This is a genomic window from Achromobacter sp. GbtcB20, from assembly GCF_019091095.1.
Lineage (GTDB): Bacteria > Pseudomonadota > Gammaproteobacteria > Burkholderiales > Burkholderiaceae_B > Achromobacter > Achromobacter mucicolens.
The window spans coordinates 1-19378 of the sequence record NZ_JAGXJZ010000016.1; the positions used below are offsets into that span (position 1 = coordinate 1).

Annotated in this window: 23 protein-coding genes and 1 tRNA gene; 15 read left to right on the forward strand and 9 right to left on the reverse strand. The window is 65.1% G+C overall.

The genetic code is table 11. The annotated features are described in order from the left end of the window. The 4 genes from KVT32_RS19465 to KVT32_RS19480 form a co-directional block, all read left to right on the forward strand. Positions 1–156, forward strand: a 156-nt coding sequence (locus KVT32_RS19465; protein ID WP_217618777.1) for a DUF305 domain-containing protein, incomplete at its 5' end; no start/stop codon positions are given. 460 nt (positions 157–616) lie between these two features. After that, a tRNA-Cys gene (locus KVT32_RS19470) sits at positions 617–690 on the forward strand. 99 nt (positions 691–789) lie between these two features. Continuing rightward, positions 790–1125, forward strand: a complete 336-nt coding sequence (locus tag KVT32_RS19475; RefSeq protein ID WP_175156616.1) for a hypothetical protein — start codon at positions 790–792, stop codon at positions 1123–1125. A gap of 4 nt (positions 1126–1129) precedes the next feature. Then, entirely contained in the window at positions 1130–1729 is a 600-nt protein-coding gene (locus KVT32_RS19480; RefSeq protein WP_217618741.1) for a DUF2946 family protein, read from the forward strand. A 10-nt stretch (positions 1730–1739) separates the two neighbouring features. On the opposite strand, the gene KVT32_RS19485 is transcribed toward KVT32_RS19480, so the two are convergent. Continuing rightward, positions 1740–2141, reverse strand: a complete 402-nt coding sequence (locus KVT32_RS19485; protein ID WP_217618742.1) for a DoxX family protein — start codon at positions 2139–2141, stop codon at positions 1740–1742. Between the two features lie 131 nt (positions 2142–2272). On the opposite strand from KVT32_RS19485, the gene KVT32_RS19490 reads away from it, so the two are divergent. The 5 genes from KVT32_RS19490 to KVT32_RS19510 all read left to right on the forward strand — a co-directional run bounded on the left by KVT32_RS19490 (position 2273) and on the right by KVT32_RS19510 (position 6492). Then, complete coding sequence (locus KVT32_RS19490; protein ID WP_056321249.1) at positions 2273–3205, forward strand: LysR family transcriptional regulator; 933 nt, start codon at positions 2273–2275, stop codon at positions 3203–3205. 10 nt (positions 3206–3215) lie between these two features. Continuing rightward, entirely contained in the window at positions 3216–3797 is a 582-nt protein-coding gene (locus tag KVT32_RS19495; protein ID WP_152383565.1) for an NUDIX hydrolase, read from the forward strand. Beyond that, a complete protein-coding gene (aat, locus tag KVT32_RS19500) occupies positions 3794–4564 on the forward strand; it encodes a leucyl/phenylalanyl-tRNA--protein transferase (RefSeq protein ID WP_180098914.1) in 771 nt (256 codons plus the stop codon). The genes KVT32_RS19495 and aat overlap by 4 nt, the downstream gene beginning before the upstream one ends. Positions 4565–4646: 82 nt before the next feature. Further along, positions 4647–5384 carry an arginyltransferase gene (locus KVT32_RS19505; protein WP_217618743.1) on the forward strand — a complete coding sequence of 246 codons (738 nt, stop codon included), beginning with the start codon at positions 4647–4649 and terminating at the stop codon, positions 5382–5384. A 64-nt stretch (positions 5385–5448) separates the two neighbouring features. Further along, positions 5449–6492: a quinone-dependent dihydroorotate dehydrogenase gene (locus KVT32_RS19510; protein WP_217618744.1), complete on the forward strand. Its 1044-nt coding sequence runs from the start codon at positions 5449–5451 to the stop codon at positions 6490–6492. A 144-nt stretch (positions 6493–6636) separates the two neighbouring features. Here KVT32_RS19510 and phaP read toward each other — a convergent pair whose 3' ends face one another. Continuing rightward, positions 6637–7215: a TIGR01841 family phasin gene (gene phaP / locus KVT32_RS19515; protein WP_056321236.1), complete on the reverse strand. Its 579-nt coding sequence runs from the start codon at positions 7213–7215 to the stop codon at positions 6637–6639. Positions 7216–7596: 381 nt separating this feature from the next. On the opposite strand from phaP, the gene KVT32_RS19520 reads away from it, so the two are divergent. Further along, the gene (locus tag KVT32_RS19520; protein WP_152383562.1) at positions 7597–8574 is read left to right on the forward strand and encodes a tripartite tricarboxylate transporter substrate binding protein BugD; all 978 of its coding nucleotides are present in this window, start codon (positions 7597–7599) and stop codon (positions 8572–8574) included. 106 nt (positions 8575–8680) lie between these two features. On the opposite strand, the gene KVT32_RS19525 is transcribed toward KVT32_RS19520, so the two are convergent. The 3 genes from KVT32_RS19525 to KVT32_RS19535 all read right to left on the reverse strand — a co-directional run bounded on the left by KVT32_RS19525 (position 8681) and on the right by KVT32_RS19535 (position 11349). Continuing rightward, entirely contained in the window at positions 8681–9544 is an 864-nt protein-coding gene (locus tag KVT32_RS19525) for an IclR family transcriptional regulator (RefSeq protein WP_056321230.1), read from the reverse strand. A gap of 148 nt (positions 9545–9692) precedes the next feature. After that, positions 9693–10508 (reverse strand): molybdopterin-binding protein, encoded by an 816-nt coding sequence (locus KVT32_RS19530; RefSeq protein WP_142050690.1) that lies wholly within the window; start codon positions 10506–10508, stop codon positions 9693–9695. 31 nt (positions 10509–10539) lie between these two features. Then, complete coding sequence (locus tag KVT32_RS19535) at positions 10540–11349, reverse strand: EI24 domain-containing protein (RefSeq protein ID WP_217618745.1); 810 nt, start codon at positions 11347–11349, stop codon at positions 10540–10542. Between the two features lie 63 nt (positions 11350–11412). On the opposite strand from KVT32_RS19535, the gene KVT32_RS19540 reads away from it, so the two are divergent. Next, entirely contained in the window at positions 11413–11796 is a 384-nt protein-coding gene (locus KVT32_RS19540; protein WP_062840363.1) for a thioredoxin family protein, read from the forward strand. A 78-nt stretch (positions 11797–11874) separates the two neighbouring features. Here the strand turns inward: KVT32_RS19540 and KVT32_RS19545 are convergent, their stop codons facing one another. The 3 genes from KVT32_RS19545 to KVT32_RS19555 all read right to left on the reverse strand — a co-directional run bounded on the left by KVT32_RS19545 (position 11875) and on the right by KVT32_RS19555 (position 14712). Next, positions 11875–13347, reverse strand: a complete 1473-nt coding sequence (locus tag KVT32_RS19545) for a DEAD/DEAH box helicase (RefSeq protein WP_152383560.1) — start codon at positions 13345–13347, stop codon at positions 11875–11877. Positions 13348–13630: 283 nt separating this feature from the next. Continuing rightward, a complete protein-coding gene (locus KVT32_RS19550) occupies positions 13631–13966 on the reverse strand; it encodes an AzlD domain-containing protein (protein WP_056321218.1) in 336 nt (111 codons plus the stop codon). Next, complete coding sequence (locus tag KVT32_RS19555; RefSeq protein ID WP_062840361.1) at positions 13963–14712, reverse strand: AzlC family ABC transporter permease; 750 nt, start codon at positions 14710–14712, stop codon at positions 13963–13965. The genes KVT32_RS19550 and KVT32_RS19555 overlap by 4 nt, the downstream gene beginning before the upstream one ends. 231 nt (positions 14713–14943) lie before the next feature. Between KVT32_RS19555 and KVT32_RS19560 the strand changes: the two genes are divergently transcribed. The 4 genes from KVT32_RS19560 (at position 14944) to KVT32_RS19575 (ending at position 17752) form a co-directional block, all read left to right on the forward strand. Continuing rightward, complete coding sequence (locus KVT32_RS19560; RefSeq protein ID WP_056321213.1) at positions 14944–15864, forward strand: branched-chain amino acid transaminase; 921 nt, start codon at positions 14944–14946, stop codon at positions 15862–15864. Between the two features lie 89 nt (positions 15865–15953). After that, the gene (locus tag KVT32_RS19565; protein ID WP_056321210.1) at positions 15954–16172 is read left to right on the forward strand and encodes a zinc-finger domain-containing protein; all 219 of its coding nucleotides are present in this window, start codon (positions 15954–15956) and stop codon (positions 16170–16172) included. 39 nt (positions 16173–16211) lie between these two features. Beyond that, positions 16212–16634, forward strand: coding sequence for a nuclear transport factor 2 family protein (locus tag KVT32_RS19570; RefSeq protein ID WP_056321209.1), 423 nt, complete (start codon positions 16212–16214; stop codon positions 16632–16634). 17 nt (positions 16635–16651) lie between these two features. Continuing rightward, complete coding sequence (locus KVT32_RS19575) at positions 16652–17752, forward strand: YheT family hydrolase (protein WP_142050696.1); 1101 nt, start codon at positions 16652–16654, stop codon at positions 17750–17752. A gap of 88 nt (positions 17753–17840) precedes the next feature. Here KVT32_RS19575 and KVT32_RS19580 read toward each other — a convergent pair whose 3' ends face one another. Then, entirely contained in the window at positions 17841–19364 is a 1524-nt protein-coding gene (locus tag KVT32_RS19580; RefSeq protein WP_152383559.1) for a M48 family metalloprotease, read from the reverse strand. Positions 19365–19378 lie beyond the last annotated feature (14 nt).

Consider the following 19378-nt stretch of genomic DNA (forward strand, 5'->3'; position numbering starts at 1 on the left):
ATCGCGTCTATGGTCCCGCACCATTCGGGAGCGAACCACATGTGCCGCGAGGCGCAGCTCTCAGATCCGGAACTCGTCAACCTATGCCAAGCGATTTCCGATGGCCAGCGCGCGGAGATCGAGCAGATGAACCGGATTGCTGCACGCCTTCGTTGAGGCTGGCTGCCACTACACTGGCGCCGCGTTGCGCTCCGGCGAAGTTAGCCGCAGCGATGTAAAGATGAGTACTTGCGGTGTTCCGATGCCGGCGGTTGTGTCCTACAGCCGTCCAGGTGCCAGGTAGTCCACGCGACACCACCCCGCGCTGCCTGCGGAGCGAGCGCAAGTCATGATCGTCGCAAGTTGGAGTTCGATAGCGAACCCGCTCAGCAGCTGGACGCATCAGGCGTAACGACGGGTGGATGGATCATCCTTGGACGCTGGTGGAAGTGGTTGGATGAACTTTGTTGCCGAGGGCGAAAAACAAGGCTATAATTGAGTTCTTCGCTGATCACCACAGTGGAGAAAGTGATTGGGAAACAGAGACTTAGCGCTCTAGTGCATGACTCGTTTCCCGCTCCAAATACAAAGAGGAAGCAACGGCACACACCGCGCTTCCTTTTTTCTTGCAAGTGCTGGCGCAATGGCAGAGTGGTTATGCAGCGGATTGCAAATCCGTGTACGTCGGTTCGATTCCGGCTTGCGCCTCCAGCATCTTTCTACCTCTCCCTGCATCTCGTTACCCATCCCTACGCCCGGTTAGCCGGATGATTGTTATGGTGACCCCGTTTTCATTTGAACGATGAGTCCATGCACAACATCCCGGAATCGCACCCGCGCCGCTTTGCTACCCGCCCCGCTTTCCTGAGCCTGTCCGCCGCCGCGTTGATCGCACTTGCGCCCCTTGCCGCGGAGGCTGGCGACAAGCACCATCACCACCGCCACAAGGGTGGCGAGTACAAGGAAAAGTACTGGGATGGCGCCTGTAAGGTCGAGCGCAAGTGGAAGCGCAATGGCGATTACAGCGAAAAGCGCAAATGCCGCGACGACTATGCGTATGGCTACGCGCCGCAGCCCGTGGCCGTGCCTGTGATGCCCGTTCAGCCTGGCATCGTCATCTCGCCCACCATCGTCATCCGCCCGTAACACCATGGATCAATCGGTGAAGGACGCCCTCGCCCGATGGCCCAATGTGCCGGCAGTGTACGGCTGGCTGTCGCTCGATGCGCGCGGGCGTTGGCGCCTTCATCCGCAAGGTCAGGCCAATGAAGGCGGGCCGGGCGAGCCGATCACCAACACGCAAATCCTGGAATTCATCGGCCGCAATTACGACCATGACGATGTGGGCCGCTGGTTTTTCCAGAACGGGCCGCAGCGCGTCTTCGTGCGGCTGGACGCGGCGCCTTATGTATTGCGCCTGGCCGATGACAATCGCGCCCTCGTCACGCATACCGATGCGGCCGTCGGCTCGGTCACCGGGTGGTGGCTGGATGATGCAGGCCGGCTCTTCGCATCCACGCCTCTGGGCGCCGGCATTGTGATGGACCGCGATCTGCAGCCGCTGCTCGAAACCCTGCAGACGGCTGCGGGCGCGTCGCTGATGGACGCGCTGGCCGGCTTGACGCCCGGCCAGTCGATCAGCGTGGCGTGGCCAGGCGTTTATGGGGACGCGCCGCTGCATTCGATTGCGCAGGCGGACGTTGCCGATCGCCTGGCGTTCGACCCCGCGCCGCACGCCGGCGCGGGCTGAAAAAGCGCGTTCAGCGCCGGCCGCTCTTGACCAGGGCGAACTTGCCGTCGCCCAGCAGCGCCAGCACGGCAGCCGCGACGGTCAGGAAGATGGGATATTCCCAGCCGCCGCCCGGGTTGCCGAATCCCCAGCCGTTGCCGAAGTGAACCGTCGACGCCGCGAAGAGCTGCACCACGGCAATGGCGGCCACCCAGCGCGGCACCACGCCCAAAATCAGCAGAATGCCGCCCGCCACCTCAAAGAACGTCACGGGATAGGCCAGCCAGCCGGCAAAGCCGATCTTCGTGAAAAACTGCGCCGTGCCGGGCAGCGTGAAGATCAGCAGCTTGGTCAGGCCGTGGGCCAGGAACATCACGCCCAGCGCCACGCGCAGGAGCAGTGCCGCATACGGCGCGGTACGGGAATCAATCATTGCAGTCATCCTTGTGCAGAAACGGATCGCTCAAAACGGGGCGAACCTTCATGGAGCCGTATTCTTGCGATTCCAAAAACAAAGATAAACATGCAGAATTGCAAATTATTGTTCCTCGATAGGAAACAATCTTGGACACCCACACCGCCATGCAGACCTACGCCAAGGTCGTTGAACTGGGTTCATTCGCGGCGGCCGCCGACAAGATGGGCCAGGCGCGCTCCGTGGTCACGCGGCAGATTGCCTATCTTGAGCAGAAGTACGGCGTTCGCCTGCTCAACCGCACCACCCGCAAGCTGAGCATGACCGATGCCGGGCGCGCCTTCTACGAGCGAGTCCGGCCCATCCTGGCCGAGGTCGCCGATCTGGAACTGTCGCTGCAGGCGGAAGGCCAGCGGCCCAGCGGGCGGTTGCGGGTCAGCGCCCCCGTGTCCTTCGGCATCCTGCATCTGGGACCGGCGATTGCCGAGTACCTGCAGCGCTATCCGGACGTGGTGATCGACCTGGACCTGAACGATCGCGTGGTGGATCTGGTCGAGGACGGCTACGACGTCGCGGTGCGCATCGGACCGCTGGTGGATTCATCACTGGTGGCCAGGCCGCTGGCGCCGCAGCAACTGCTGGTCTGCGCGGCGCCCTCGTACCTGCAACGCCACGGCGCCCCTGCCGTGCCTGAAGACCTGAAGCAGCATCGCTGCCTGCACTACGCCTACGCAAGCACGGGCAACGAATGGCATTTCGAGAAGGATGGCGTGACGCACCTGGTGCGCGTGAATGCGGCGCTGCGGGCCAATAATGGCGACGTGCTGCGCACCGCAGCGCTGGCCGGCCACGGGATCATCCTGCAACCGGAATTCCTGGTGGGCGACGACATTCGCGCCGGCCGCCTTACCGCCTTGCTGACCGGCTACGCCCACACCCCCATCTCCATGGTCGCCGTCTACCCGCACCGCCGCTTCCTGTCGCCCAAGGTGCGGTCGTTCGTGGAACACCTGGAAGCCCGTTTCGGCAGCCCCGCGCCCACGCCGCCGGGACGGCGCGCCACGACTCGCCGCAGCCGTTAGAATCGTACCCATGACCGCCAAATCGCCCCTCGTGTACTTTCCCGCCCCGCGCCGTTCCCTCTTTTGCAGCCAATGCGGCACGCCGGTAAACCGCCGCGTGCCGGAAGGCGACAACCGCGAGCGCGACATCTGCGATCACTGCGGGGCGATCCATTACCAGAATCCTCGGCTGGTGGTCGGCACCGTGCCCGTCTGGGAAAACCGCGTGCTGCTCTGCCTGCGCGCGATCGAGCCGCGCTACAACACGTGGACGCTGCCCGCCGGCTTCATGGAACTGGGCGAGAGCACCGCGCAGGGCGCCGCGCGCGAAACGCTGGAAGAATCCGGCGCCAAGATCCAGCTGGGCGACATCTACACCATCATTGACGTGCCGCAGATCGAGCAGGTGCACGTGTTCTATCTGGCGCAGGCGGTGGGTCCCGAACTGGACCCCGGCCCGGAGAGCCTGGAAGCGCGCTGGTACGACGAAACCGAGATTCCCTGGGACGACCTGGCGTTTCGCACCGTGGCAAGCACCCTGCGCCTGTTTTTCGAGGACCGCAAACGCGGCACCTTCGGTCCTCATCACTACACCCTCGAATCTCACCGTTGAAACTGCCCTGGCTGGCCGCCGACACCCCGTTCCCCCCTGCGGAATTCGCGCTGACGGATCCGGATGGCCTGCTGGCCGCAGGCGCGGATCTGTCCCCGGAACGGCTTACCCAGGCGTACTCCAACGGTATCTTTCCGTGGTACTCGGAAGGCGAACCCGTCCTGTGGTGGAGCCCGGATCCGCGGATGGTGCTGCGCGTGAAGGATTTCGCGCCGTCGCACTCGCTGCGCAAGCTGCTGCGGCAGATCGCCGCGCGCGAGCACGACGCGGCGCCCAGGGTGCAGGTGCGGGTCGACACCGTGTTCCCGCAGGTCATGGCGGCCTGCGCCGCGCCGCGAGACGGACAGCCAGGCACGTGGATCACGGCGGCCATGCAAGAGGCTTACCGCCAGTGGCATGAGGCCGGGGTTGTGCACAGTATCGAGACCTGGATCGACGGCGAGTTGGCGGGCGGCCTGTACGGCATCAGCCTGGGGCGCATGTTCTTTGGCGAATCCATGTTCACCCGTGTCCCGAACGCCTCCAAGATCGCGCTGGCGCATCTGGTTCGCTACCTGGAGGCGCAGGGCGTCGAGTGGATCGACTGCCAGCAGCAGACGCGCCACCTGGCCAGCATGGGCGCACGCCCCCTGCCGCGCGAACGCTTTCTGCGGCATGTCCGCCAGGCCACGATCCAACCCGGCATCGCGTGGTCCCGCGGCAGGTTGGATACGCAGGGAACGCTGCATCCGGACACACCCGAGGGGACGGATTGCCGCCCGAGTTAAGCGTTAATATGGAGCGATTCCTGTCCCGGGCCCGCCGCCGTCAAGGGATATTCCATGCGACAGCGCCAATGAGCCAGCTCCCATGAGCCAGCTGAAAGAACTTCCCTTCTCCACGCTGCAGTTCTATGCAACCGCTCCCTACCCGTGCAGTTATCTGCCGGGTCGCCAGGCCCGGTCGCAGGTTGCCGCGCCCGGCCATCTGATCAACGCGGGCACGTATTCGCAACTGGTGGAACAGGGCTTTCGCCGCAGCGGACTCTTTACCTATCGTCCCCATTGCGACAACTGCCAGGCCTGTATCCCCGTGCGCGTGGACGCGGCCGCCTTCGCCCCCAATCGCAGCCAGCGCCGCGCGTGGCGCAATCATCCGCATCTGCAGTCGTTCGTGGCCGAACTTGCATGGTCGCCCGAGCACTACCGGCTCTACACGCGCTACCAGCAGGGCCGGCATCCGGGCGGCGGCATGGACGAAGACAGCCGCACCCAGTACGCGCAGTTCCTGCTCACCAGCCGCGTCAACACTCGGCTGGTCGAGTTCCGGAGCGCCGAAGGGGTGCTGGTGATGGTGTCCATCATCGACGTGCTGGACGATGGCCTGTCCTCGGTCTACACGTTTTATGACCCGGACATTGCTGACGGCCTGGGCACCTACAGCATCCTCTGGCAGGTCGAACAGTGCCGCGCACTGAACCTGCCCTGGCTCTATCTGGGATACTGGATCGCGGACAGCCGGAAAATGTCCTATAAATCGGCCTTCCGTCCGGCGCAGTTCCTGGTCGACGGGCAATGGCGCGACACGCCCGAACGGCCGCCCGCCTGAACAGACCTTCCGGGTGGGTCCATGAGCGGCGGGGACACATCAAATCGCTCTACAATTCCGCCCCATGTCTATCCTCTTTCACGCCTACCCCCTGGCCCGCCCGGCGCTGTTCGCCATGGACGCGGAAACCGCCCACGAAGTCACCTTGTCGGGCCTGCAGCGCGCCTATGAATGCGGCGCCACGCGCAAGCTCATGCACGCGCAACCCAAGGCGCCCTGCACGCTGATGGGGATGCAGATGGCCAACCCGATCGGGCTGGCCGCCGGCCTGGACAAGAACGGCGCCTATATCGACGCGCTGGGCAACCTGGGCTTCGGCTTCATCGAGGTCGGCACGGTCACGCCGCGCGCGCAGCCCGGCAACCCCAAGCCCCGCATGTTCCGCCTGCCGCGCGCCAATGCGCTGATCAACCGGCTGGGCTTCAACAACCAGGGACTGGAAGCGTTCCTGGCCAATGTGCAACGCAGCACGTGGCGCAAGCAGGGCGGGATCCTGGGCCTGAACATCGGCAAGAACGCGGATACCCCCATCGAACGCGCGGCCGACGACTACCTGATCGGTCTGGACGGGGTGTACCCGCATGCCGACTACGTCACCGTGAACATCTCGTCGCCCAACACCAAGAATCTGCGCGCCCTGCAAAGCGGCGACGAGCTCTCTGCCCTGCTCGGGCAGTTGGCCGACAAGCGCCGCGCGTTGGAAGACCAGCACCAGCGCCGGGTGCCGATGGCCGTGAAGATTGCGCCGGACCTGACGCAGGAGCAGATCGACGCCATCGCCGAGATCCTGCCGCGCCACGGCATCGACGGCGTCATCGCCACCAACACCACGCTGTCGCGCGACGCGGTGCAAGGCCAGGCCCACGCGCAAGAAGCAGGCGGCCTGTCCGGCGCGCCCGTGCATGAATTGTCGCTGGCGGTGATCCGCCGCCTGAAGGCGCGGCTGGGCAATAGCCTTGCCATCATCGGCGTGGGCGGCGTCCTGTCTGGCCAGCAAGCCCGCGAAAAGATGGACGCCGGCGCCGATGCGGTGCAGCTCTACACGGGCCTGATCTACCGCGGCCCGGGGCTGGTCGGCGAATGCGTGCGCGCCGTGGCGCGCCGCTGACCGCGGAACCTGCCCGGCAAACCTGCCCCACAAAACACAGGCAAAAAAAAGGGGCCACCCTGTGGGTGGCCCTAATTCCAGCTCTGCTCTGTCACTCAACAGTACTACATTACTGCGATTCGCGCAGCACCGCGCGCCAAATACTTAGGCGCTGCGGCGGCTGCGGCTGGCGACCTTGGTGGCGGCATCGGCAGCGTCCGTGGCAGCCTTGAAGGTCGCGTTGGCGGCGGCATTCAGGTTCGACTCGGCGACTTCGGCGGCCTGCTTGGCGGCCTTGGTCATCGAATCGTAGGCGCTGGTCGCGGTGGCCAGCGAGGACTTGATCAGGGCGACGGCGCTTTCGGAACCGGTCGGGGCGTTCTTGGAGAACTGGTCGACGGCTTCGCTCAGCTGCTGCTGGCTTTCGGCGATCTGTTCTTCGGTCAGCTTGACCAGGCTGCCTTGCACGCCGGCAACGATGTCATACACGTGCTTGGTGTAGGCCAGGGCCTTTTCGGCGCCCGGTTGCAGCAGGCCGGTGGCAAACGCGGCGGCTTCCTGGGGATCCTTCACTTCGGAAGCTTGCTGCGACTTCTGGGCGACTTCGTCCAGGGTGGCCTTCACGACCTTCAGGTTCAGTTCGACCAGCTTTTCAAAGCCGGCGAAAACGGCGGACTGGGCAGCCACGATGGTGTTGATGCTGGCCTTTTGGCGGTCCAGGACTTGTTGCGGGATTGCGCTCATAGAATGCTCCTCTCAGGGTAGCCGGAGGCTGTCCGGCAATAAGGATGGTTGTCTGCGACGAAATAAGAAACGTGCGCGGAAACTGGTACTACAAGCTACCGCCGGCCCGTTTGATGCACTGCACAATTGCCATTCTAGACTCGGTAAAAAACTTGTCAAGCGCTTTTTGTGCGGCGCAACAAGTGTTTGCACTTTATCGGTGCGGCGCCTGGCCCGGCTTGATTGCGCTCAATGATTTCCCAGAACTCGGGAAATACCGGACATGACGCGGTATCAATTCTTTTCTACACTGCTTTCACGCTGATGACAGACAAATACCAAATACATGTCAGCGGTTGATAACTAAATCGCAGCAAGCAAAACCCTGCAATCGGAGACCTCATGACCCTGATCCCCCGCACGCTTTCGGCCCTGCTCGCGGCCGGTGCCCTGTTCGCGGCCGGCGCCGCGCACGCGGAATACCCGGAACGCCCCATCAACATGGTGGTGCCGTTCGCTGCAGGCGGCCCGACCGACAACGTCGCCCGCTCTCTCGCGGAAGCCATGCGCACCAGCCTGGGCCAAACGGTCGTGGTCGAAAACAAGGGCGGCGCCGGCGGCACCATCGGCACGACCCAGGTCGCCCGCGCGCAGCCGGACGGCTATTCCATCCTGTTGATGCACGCCGGCTTCTCGACCGCGCCTTCGCTCTACAAGAATCCGGGGTACGACCCCTTCACCAGCTTCGAACCGATCGGCCTGGTGGTCGACGTGCCGATGACGATCGTCGCGCGCTCGGACTTCCCGCCCAACAACATCGCCGAGCTGGCGGACTACGTCAAAAAGAACAAGGACAAGGTGTCGCTGGCCAACGCGGGCATCGGCGCGGCCAGCCACCTGTGCGGCACCATGCTGGTGGAAGCGCTTGGCGTTCAACTGCTGACGATCCCGTACAAGGGCACCGCGCCCGCCATGAACGACCTGCTGGGCAAGCAGGTCGACCTGATGTGCGACCAGACCACCAACACGACGCAACAGATCGAGGGCGGCAAGGTGAAGGCCTACGCCGTGACCAGCCTGCAGCGCGTCCCCACCCTGCCCAAGCTGCCGACCATGGACGAATCCGGCTACAAGGGCTTCGAAGTGGGCATCTGGCATGGCATGTGGGTGCCGAAGGGCACGCCCAAGCCCGTCGTGGACAAGCTGGTCAAGAGCCTGCAGGCAGGCCTGGCCGATCCCAAGTTCCAGGAGCGTATGAAGCAGCTGGGCGCCACCGTGCTGACTTCGGAAGCCAATCCCGACGCGCTGACCGCCAAGGTCAAGCAGCAGGTCCCGCAATGGGCCGAGCTGTTCAAGAAGGCCGGCATCGAAAAGCAATAAGCGCAGCCCATGGGGCCGTCCACATCCGTGGCGGCCTCGGGCGGCAATGCCTGAAAAAACAAAAGCCCCCTCGCGGGGGCTTTTGCTTTTGGGGCCAGGCACTGCGCTACGGGCGCATCGCTTCGGCCGCCATGCCCAGGCCGTTGAAGCCGGTGGAAACCGAGGGCTCATAGCCCAAGGCCTCGGAAATGCTGGCAGCCGTATCGACCAGCGCCTTGATCCAGTCGTCCTGCAAGCGTTCGGCCGGCGCGGAAATGGACAGCCCCGCCACCAGTTTGCCGGTGTCATCGAAGATGCCTGCGGCGATGCAGCGCACCCCGAGTTCGAGTTCTTCGTTGTCGCGCGCATAGCCATGGCGGCGCACCAGGGCGAGTTCGCGTTCGAGCTTGTCCAGATCGGTCAGGCTGTTGCGCGTGTGGCCGGCAAGCCCCGTGCGCAGCGCATAGGCCCGCACCTGGCGCGTGTCGCCCGTGGACAGGAACAGCTTGCCGGTGGAGGTCAGGTGCAGCGGCGCGCGGCCGCCGATGGCCCGCACGACCTGCATGCCGGAGCGTTCACTCCAGGCGCGGTCGATATAGACGATCTCGTCGCCCTGCTGGACGGAAAGATTGATGGTCTGCCCCGTCAGCTTGTGAAGCGACCGCATGGCGGGAATGGCGGCCTCGCGCACGTTCAGGCGTCCCTTCACCAGCGAGCCCAGCTCCAGGAGGCGCATGCCGAGCTGATACAGGCCGTTGTCGACCCGCTCGACGTAGCGGCCCACCACGAGATCGTTCAGGATGCGGTGCGCGGTGGACGCGTGCAGGCCGGTGGTTGCCGACAGCTCTTTGAGCGTGACCGGATCGGGCTGCGCGGCCAGGGCGTCGAGCAGCCGCATGGCGCGTTCGATGACCTGGATGGCGATCGGATGGGCGGACGCGCCTTCGGTTTCGGCGTCCAGGGGATTGCGGGGCGTTGGAAGACGGGCCATGGAAGATTGGGCTGGCGCCGCCGCGCACGGGGGTGCGTTGCGGCACTGCAGCAAGCGGTTCTTTCCCGTATTGTGAAATTTACGAGCCGGTTTTGCAATCAGAATTTGAGCGGGCCTTGCAACCGGCGGTGTCCCGCCGGCCCCCCGGTCAGGCGGCCGCCGGGGGCGCCAGCTTGCCGCCCAGGCGCAGCACTTCCGCCCGCAAAAACTCCAGCGCCTCGGCCGCTGCCTCGGGATCGCCCTTCACGCCGAGCTCGATGTGGGGCATTCCGCCCGCCTCGCCGACGCTGGGCAGGCTGAACGCGCGCACGCCGGGCCAGCGGGATTCCACGCTGACCATCGACGGCGTGATGCGGGATTCAGGCATGCTGAAAACCAGGAACGAGTGTTCGGCGTGAACGCGCACATGCTGCAGCGCACGATAGCGTGTGTCCAGGGTCCATTCCAGCATCGGCCACGCCATGACGGGAAAGCCCGGCACGAAGGTGTGGTCCTTGATGAAGAAGCCGGGGATCCGGTTGTAAGGGTTGGGAACGATCTCGCAGCCCTCGGGGAACATGCCCATCTGCAGGCGCTGCTGATTTTCGGGTGCGCTCATATCGGCGGTGCCTTGGCCTTTCTCGGCCATTTCCCGGGTGCGCAGCGCGATGGCGGCTTCGGCTTCCGGGTGCAGCGCCAGCGGCAGGCCCAGCGCGGCGGCCGCGGCCTGGCGGGTATGGTCGTCCGGCGTGCCGCCGATGCCGCCGCACGAAAACACGACGTCGCCGGTGGCGAAGCTGCGCTTGTAGGCGTCCACCAGGCGGTCGCGCTCGTCAGGCAGGAATTCGGCCCAGCTCAGGTGCATGCCGCGCGCGCCCAGCATCTCGACGATCTTGGAAAAATGCTTGTCCTGACGTCGTCCCGACAGGATTTCATCGCCGACGATGATGAGACCGATACGGCGGGCGGTGGATTCTGCAGCCATGTCCAATTCCAAAGGTGAGAAATGACGCCGGTCAGACGTCGATGACGCGGTCCTGCCGCAGGCGCTTCAGAGCTTCCAGGCCGTAATGCGCATAGACCAGGGCGGAAAACACCGGCAGGATAATCCACGCGGGCGGCAGCAGGTTCAAGAGCGAGCAAATCAGGCCGATGCTCCAGAAGCCGCCGTTGTTCCGTTCCAGGATCAGCTTGCGTTCCTCCGGGCTGGCGTGTTCGACGATGGCGTCCACGCGCATCATGCGCGAGAACGCAAAGGCCCACCAGAAGATCGACAGCACCACGGCCATGGGCGGCACCAGCCAGAGGGGCAGCGTCAACACCCAGCCGGCGGCAAAGGCGGCGGACACCCACACCGCGTTCCACACACTGACCGCCGTCGAATACTTGCCGCGGCGGGCGACGGAGGAATATTCACGCTGGCCGACGTGGCGCAACACCAGCGGCATGACGAACACGGCGGCGATGGCCAACCCCAGGATGCCGGACACCGGCAGCAGGATGGCTGCGGCGATGACGGGAATCAGCCAGATCTTGAGCGAGAACAGGCCTACCGCGACCAGCCATTCGTCAACGCGATTGACGACATCCCAGTGCGAGACCTCGGCGCGCAGCCAGTCAGTCAGGGGCGTCCAGAAAAACCAGAGCAGCAGGATCGCGCCAACCAGCGCGATCAGAAAGGGTAGCAACACCGCGAACAGCATGGTCGGGTGGCACTGCGACACGAGCGCGCGCTTGAACGCCTGGCCCACGCTTACCGCGCCCGCGCCGGCGCCGGACAGGCGGCCGTTCCCGGGGGTGGCAGGATCAGTACGCAGAGCGGTCATGGCAGTCGAAGTGAGGGGTGAACAACCCGGGTATCATAGTCAAACCCGCCCCGATCCGCTCACATGTCACTGCTCACCCCCGGTACCGATCTCGCCCCGCTGCGCGCACGGCTGGACGCCACGCCCGGCGCCTGGCTCATTGCCTGCTTCTGCGCCGCCTGGTGCGACACCTGCGAAGAATACAAGCCCAAGCTGCAAGCCTTGGCCGACGCAATGCCGCAGCATGTCTTTGCGTGGATCGACATCGAGGACCACGCCGAACTGCTGGGCGACGTGGACGTCGAAAACTTCCCGACCCTGATGGTGCAGATCGGCGATCGCGTCGTGTTCTACGGCCCCATGCTGCCGCATATCGGCCATCTAGAGCGTCTTCTGGCAAGCCTGAACGCAGAGAGCGCGGCGGTGAACACCGCCCTGCCCGATCTGCCCCGGATGCTGGCCGCCTGACGCGCGTCGCCCCCAACAAAAAACCCGCAACGCCGGCTGGCCTTGCGGGTTTTTTCATGGGCCGGAACCCGATTGCGATCAGGGCTTGCGGCTGCCGCCAAGCAGAACGGCCAATTGGCGCTTGGGCGCGGACGACGGCGTGGCGTTGCCGCGCGATTCCTGTTCTTCGGCCGGCGCGACGGGCGCCGAGGGCTCGTAGGGCTTGAAGAAGAAGTCGTCCACGGGCTGGCGCGAGCCGCCGGAATGGTGACTGGAACGGCGCTCGGAAGAACGGCCCCGGTCGCCGCGGCTTTCGCGGCCGCCTTCGCGCCCTTCGCGCGAATGCGAGCTGCTGTCGCTGCGGCGATGGCTGCGCGCGATCAGGTCGGCCGGCACGTCGAGCGTGCCGCGCGGCACTTCGCGCTTGATGAGCTTCTCGATGTCGAGCAGGAAGCGCTCTTCGTCGGCGGTAAACAGCGCAATGGCTTCGCCCGATGCGCCCGCGCGGCCGGTACGGCCGATGCGGTGCACGTAGTCTTCGGCGTTGTACGGCAGGTCGTAGTTGATGACGCAGGGCACGCCGGCCACGTCCAGGCCGCGCGCGGCCACGTCGGTGGCGACCAGCACTTCGAGTTCGCCGGCCTTGAAGGCCTCGAGGGCCTTCATGCGGTCGGCCTGGGTCTTGTCGCCGTGGATCGATTCGGCCTTGACGCCATCACGTTCCAGGTCGCGCGCCAGGCGTGCGGTGCCGATCTTGGTGTTCGAGAAGACGATGACCTGATTGAGGCCGCGCGACTTCACCAGATGCACGACGGCGGCGCGCTTGGCGTCGCTAGTCATCTTGTAGGCGATCTGCGTGATGGTCGTGGCGGTGGCGTTGCGCGCCGCCACTTCGATTTCGACGGGGTGGTTCAGGTACGACCGGCCCAGCTTGCGGATTTCGTTGCTGAACGTGGCCGAGAACAAGAGGCCCTGACGCTGCGCGGGCAGCAGGCGGATGATGCGTTCCAGATCGGGCAGGAAGCCCATGTCGAGCATGCGGTCCGCTTCGTCCAGCACCAGGATGCCGACCTGGCTGAGGTTCACGTTCTTCTGTTCAACGTGATCGAGCAGACGGCCCGGCGTGGCGACCAGCACTTCGCAGCCGCGGCGCAGCGCTTCCTTTTGCGGACCGATATCCACGCCGCCGAACACCACGGCCGAGCGCAACGGCGTCTTCTTGCTGTAGCGCTTGACGCTCTCGAAGACCTGGTCCGCGAGTTCGCGCGTGGGCGCCAGGATCAGCGCGCGCACCGGATGCCGGGCGGGCGAAGCGCTGGTGTTGGCCAGCGGCATGAGGCGATGCAGGATCGGGACCGTGAACGCCGCCGTCTTGCCGGTGCCGGTCTGGGCGGCGCCCATGACGTCGCGGCCCGACACCACCACGGGAATCGCTTGCGCCTGGATGGGCGTCGGGGTGGTATAGCCGGTTTCGGCGATGGACTGCAACAACAGGGGGTGCAACCCGAAATCGTCGAACGTCGGCGCGGGCGCGTCAGCGGTGGGTGCTACGGTTTGAGTGGATTCAGTCATCAGGGTTAGGCAAGTACCGGGACCAGTGAAAAAGAACAAAACGAGAGTGCTGCATGCACTGCACTACATAAGCATCGGGGCAACCATGCTGGAGTCGATACTTATGTGGGCAGTACCAGGCCCGGATTGCTGTGGATTGATGAATTTTAGCGCAGCCGCCTTACCACACGGTCAAACGGCCCGTTCAAGTGCCGGTTAGCCGCGCGTTCAAAGCGCCCGCCGAGGCGAAAAAGACACTGCGAGCGTCCATCAGGTGGACATATCGGCGGGAAAATCGTGGCCGTCAGCCGGCCAGCCAGCGCAAACCCCAGAGCACCAGCATGCCAACCACGATGACCAATACAGCGCTGCGCGTGCGCAGAAAGACCAGAATGGCGACCAGACCGGCGACCAGCTTGTAATCGAACACGGGGCCAAGTCCGGCTTTCCAGGGCAGCAGATCCGGGACCACGATGGCGGTGAGCGCGGCGGCGGGCGCATAGCGCAAGGCACGCCGCACATTGTCGGACAACGGAATGTAGTCGCCAAACAGCATGAAGCCGGCCCGCGTCAGGACGCTGCACAGCGCGAGCAGCAGAATGGCGGAATAGACGTAGAGTTCCCAGGACCAATTCGTCATGGACGCGCCTTGAAGAAGCGTTCGGCCCACATGCCGGCGATGACGCCGGAGATGACCGCCGCGGCCAGTCCCAGGCGCAAGGGCATGGCTTGCCCCACCCAGGCGACGACGCCGGCCGCCAGCATGGACACCAGCATGGGCTTGGAGCTGGCCAGCGGCACCGTGATGGCCAGCAGCGCCAGCACGGCGGCGAAATCCAGAGACCAATTGGTCGGCACCTGGGCGCCCAGATAAATCCCGATGATCGACGAGGACTGCCAGACCAGCCAGCCCGGCACGATGGAGCCCAGGAAGAACCAGAGCTGCTCGCGCGTGCCGCGCTCGACCGAGTCGCCAAAGCGCGGCATGAAGAGCACGAAGCCCATGTCGGTCGTGAAATAGCCGAGTCCCAGGCGCTTGGGCCAGGACAGATGGCGGAAGTACGGTTGCAAGGCCGCGCCGAAGATGATGAAACGCAGGTTGACCACGCAGCCGGCGGCGAAGATCAGCCACAGCGGCGCGCCCGCCGCGATCAGGGGCAACGAAGTGAGCTGGGCCGAGCCGGCGTACAGCAGCAGCGTCATGGCGAGCGCCATGGATTCGGTCAGTCCGGATTTGACCATGGCCACGCCGGTCACCAGACCCCAGGTCGCGGTGGCGATGAGGGCGGGCACGATGGCGTGGACGCCGGCGCGAAAGGCGGTCAGGCGTTCCTGGCGAACCAGGCCTGGGTCTTCGGATTCAGGAAGCGCGGATTCAGAGGACAACGGCTGGCCCCTGGCGATGCAGACAGGACGACATGGAAACTCTATGGAATGAACACGCGACGGCCCGTTCGCCCGCCGGCATCATGCTGCAAGGCCGTTGGCCCCAGACCGGTGCGCGAATAGGCGCGTATTGTAACCTCGCTGCTTGATACAATAGCGCCCTCAAGATTCTTGACCCCTTGGGGCCTGGCGCGCGGCGGCAGGTCTGGCGCGCACTGTGTGGAGAAGACCATGTCGATGGCTGACCGCGACGGTTTCATCTGGTATGACGGCAAGCTCGTTCCATGGCGAGACGCGACCACGCATGTCCTGACGCATTCGCTGCACTACGGGCTGTCCGTGTTCGAAGGCGTGCGCGCCTATCGCTCCACGCTCGGCACCGCCATCTTCCGCCTCGAAGACCACACCAACCGGCTCTTCAATTCGGCGCACATCTACCAGATCCCCATGCCGTTCGATCGCGACACGATCAACGAAGCCCAACGGATGGTCGTGCGCGAAAACCAGCTGGAATCCGGCTACCTGCGTCCCCTCGTGTTCTACGGTCCCGAAAAAATGGGCGTGTCGCCCAAGGGCGCGCGGGTGCACGTGGCCATCGCGGCCTGGCCGTGGGGCGCGTACCTGGGCGAAGAGGCGCTGTCCAACGGCATCCGCGTGAAGGTGTCGTCATTCGCGCGCCAGCATGTGAATGTCACCATGCCGCGCGCCAAGGTCGCCACCACGTACGCCAATTCCATCCTCGCCAACACCGAAGCCCTGCAGGACGGCTACGACGAGGCCCTGCTGCTGGACACCGACGGATTTGTCGCCGAAGGCTCCGGCGAGAACCTGTTCATCGTCAAGGACGGGGTGCTCTGCGAGCCCGAGATCGCCTCGGCGTTGACGGGCATCACCCGCTCCACGATTCACGCCTTGGCGGCCGACCTGGGCCTGCGCGTGTTGACCAAGCGCCTGACGCGCGACGACGTCTACATCGCGGACGAGGCCTTCTTCACCGGCACGGCCGCCGAAGTCACGCCCATCCGCGAAGTCGACAACCGCCGGATCGGCTCAGGCCGGCGCGGTCCAGTCACCGAACAATTGCAGAACGCGTTTTTTGACGTGGTGAATGGCCGCAACCCGAAGTACCATCACTGGCTAAGTAAAGTCTGATTTTCAATTCTGATTGGCGCGCTTTTGCCCCGCAAGACCGCATCATTGTTTCAACCTGCCGTTCATCGGTTCTTTTTTCAGGAATATTCATGACCGCTGCTGCCCCGGCCGCCGTCTCCCGCGCTCACGAAGTCATCGAGGTCGGCGCTGAAGACCTGCCCGTGTTCTGTCCCGGCCCCAAGGCCCCGCTCTGGAGCATGCACCCCCGCGTCTTCCTGGATGTGGCCCGCACGGGTTCCGCAAGCTGCGCCTACTGTGGCGCCGAGTACCGCCTGAAGGCGGGCACGGTGCTGCACGGCCACCACTGACCTCGCCGCCCCACAACACGCTTAACCGTTTCAGCAGCCATGTTCGCCACGCCCGAAGAAGCAGAACACGCGTTCTACGAAGCCCTTGAGCAGGCGGACGCCGTCCGCCTGATGCAGGTCTGGGCCGACGACGAGGAAGTCGTATGCATCCATCCGGGAGGCCTGCGCGTCGTCGGTCATTCCGCGGTGCACGAGTCCTGGCAACAGGTGCTGTCCAACGGTCCGCTGCATGTGCGTCCGCTGCGCCCGCTCGTCATGCTCAGCATGATGTGCGCGGTGCACGTCCTGGTCGAACAAGTAGCGGTGCGCACGCGTGAGGGCACGCAGTTCGCCAACTGCTACGCCACCAACATCTACCACAAGGGCCCCACCGGCTGGCGCATGGTCATGCACCATGCCTCGCAGGCGCCCTCGGAAGCCGGGGTGCTCGACCTGCACGACGTGCCCGACATGCTTCATTGACCCGGGTGGATTCCCAGTTGGCCCCTGCTCGTCTTGATACAACGCCCTGCCCCGTCCCGCCCTGGCTTCCCGGGGGCGACAGCCAGACGGTCTACGCCGCCCTGTTCGCGCAGTATCACCGCATCGCGTTCGTGCGCGACCGCGTCGACACGCCGGACACAGACTTCGTCGATTTCGACTGGACCGGCCCTGGGCTGTTTCCGCACAAGGCCGCCGACGGCGCGCCGGTAAGCGGGCAACGCCCGGTCGGCAACGGCAAGACTGCCGCGGCACGCTGGATGACGGACGCCGACTGGAAGTCGCTGCCGCAAACCCCCGACACCCCTGCCCTGATCCTGTTCCACGGCCTGGAAGGCGGCAGCAACAGCCGCTATGCGCAGTCCATCGCGCATTACTTCCGGGCACGCGGCTGGATCGTGGTGATCGCGCACTTCCGAGGTTGTTCGGGCGTGCCCAACCGCCTGGCCCGCGCGTATTACTCTGGCGACTCGGCCGAGGTCGGCTTCCTGCTGAACACCGTGCGCCAGCGCATTCCGCACGCGCGCTGGCACGCCGTCGGCGTGTCATTGGGCGGCAACGCGCTGCTGAAGTATCTGGGAGAACACCAGGAAGACACCACTTGGCTGACCGCCTGCGCCGGCGTGTCGGCGCCGCTGGATCTGGTCGCCTGCGGCAAGACGCTGTCGACCGGCATCTTCAACCGGCGCGTTTACACGGCGCACTTCCTGAAGACGCTCAAGCACAAGGTGCTGGAAAAAGCGCATCGTTTTCCCGGCTCCATCGACGTCATGCGGATCGCGCACGCACACGACCTGCGCGAGTTCGACGACACCTACACCGCGCCGATGCACGGCTTTCGCAATGCGCTGGATTACTGGACGCGCGCGTCCAGCAAGCCGTGGCTGCCGAAGATCGCCGTGCCGACGCTGGTGCTCAATGCGCGCAACGACCCGTTCATCCCGGCCGCCTCGCTTCCCAAGCCGGAAGACTGCGCGCCGGGCATCCTGCTGCATCAACCTTCCGATGGCGGGCACGCGGGCTTTCCCACGGGCAGCTTTCCGGGGCACCTGAACTGGCTGCCCCAGCGCCTGGGACGGTTCTTCGAAACCGGGCTGTAAAAGCTGCGGCCGGCTCAGTAGGTGTCTGACACCCGCGAGCGTCAACCGCGGCTTGCGACGCTGCCTCAGGGGCGTCAGACACCTTGTGTCAACCTGACTTGAAGCGCTCGAGCAGCCGGCGCTCTTCGGCCAGCTTGTCCTTGACTTCCTTGATCTGCACGTCGATCTGCGACTGCTCGTAGAAGTCGTTGGACAGGCCGCGCGCCTGTTGCAGCTGCGACTCCGCGGCGGCGTACGCACCCGTCATGACGTAGTAGCGGGCCAGGTCGCGGCGCGCCTGCACCGGCTTGCCGTTGCGCTCTTCGCTTTGCGCCAGCATCTGATAAAGGCTCGGTTCGTCGCTGCCCCACTGCTTGATCTTCTCGCGCAGGTAATCCTGCGCCTCGGCATGCCGGCCATTAGCCTGCAGCGCCTGGGCGTAGGCAATGCCCAGCGCGCGATGATCGGGATAGCGCTTGGTGCCCGCCTGGGCAAGCGACATCGCCTGCGGATAATCCTTGCGTGCCAGCGCGATATCCACGGCAAGCTTTGCCAGCTGCGGTGAACTGCGGCCATTGGCGGAAGCCAGGTTCCAGTAGCGCTCCGCTTCCGGCAGGTTGTTGCGCTGGAAGTTCTGCAGGGCCAGCCCGTAATACGCGGCGGACTGCCGCACGCCCGAAAGGGCCTGGGCCTCGTCCTGCAACTGCTGGCCGGCCGTGCGCAGGCCAACCGTGTCGCGGCCCTGCACCACGCGCATCTTGGCACGGATGTACCAGAAGTCGTCGCTGTCCAGATGCCGTGAGGCCGGCAGCGCGCGGGCGCGGTTCTGCACGTCCGACATACGCTCGATCGACAGCGGGTGGGTGCTGGCCCACGAGCCGCCGCCCGCGCCTTCGTTCAGGCGCGATGCGTTCATCAGGCGCGCAAACATCTGAGACATGCCGTCGGCGTCGTAGCCAGCCTTCGTCAGCATCTGCAAGCCAGCGCGGTCGGCCTCGCGTTCCGCGTCGCGCGAGAATCCCAGTTGGCGGTTGATGGCCGCCGCCTGCCCGAAGGCGGCCACGCCCATCGACAGGTTGCCGCCGCCGCCCGCCAACGCCGCCAGCAGCGCGCCCGCCAGGCTGGCCAGCATCAGCATGCCGTTCTGGTTCTGCTGGGTCATGCCGCGCGCAATGTGGCGCTGCACGACGTGTCCGATTTCGTGGGCCACCACGGCGGCCAGCTCGGATTCGCTGGCCGACGACACGATCAGGCCCGTATTGATCCCGATGAAGCCGCCCGGCATGGCGAACGCGTTGATCTCGGGATCCCGCACGCCGAACATCTCGACCTCGGGCACGCCGCCCGGCGCGAACGCCGCAAGCTTGCGCCCCATCGTCGTGAGGTACTGGCTGAGTTCGGAATCATCGATATAGGAAGGGTCGCGGCGGCCCTGCGACATGATCGCTTCACCCAGCGTGCGCTCCAGCATGGGCGACAGGTCGGACGACGAGGCGGCGCCCATGGAAGGCAGCCCGACCGGCTGCGCCCATGCCGTGACGGGAGCAACGGGCATGGCGAGCGCCGCGCAAAGGCTCGCTATCGCGCTCCGTTTCGCAATCGAGCAAATGGATGGCATTTTCCTGCGGTTCATAAGCCTATGATAGC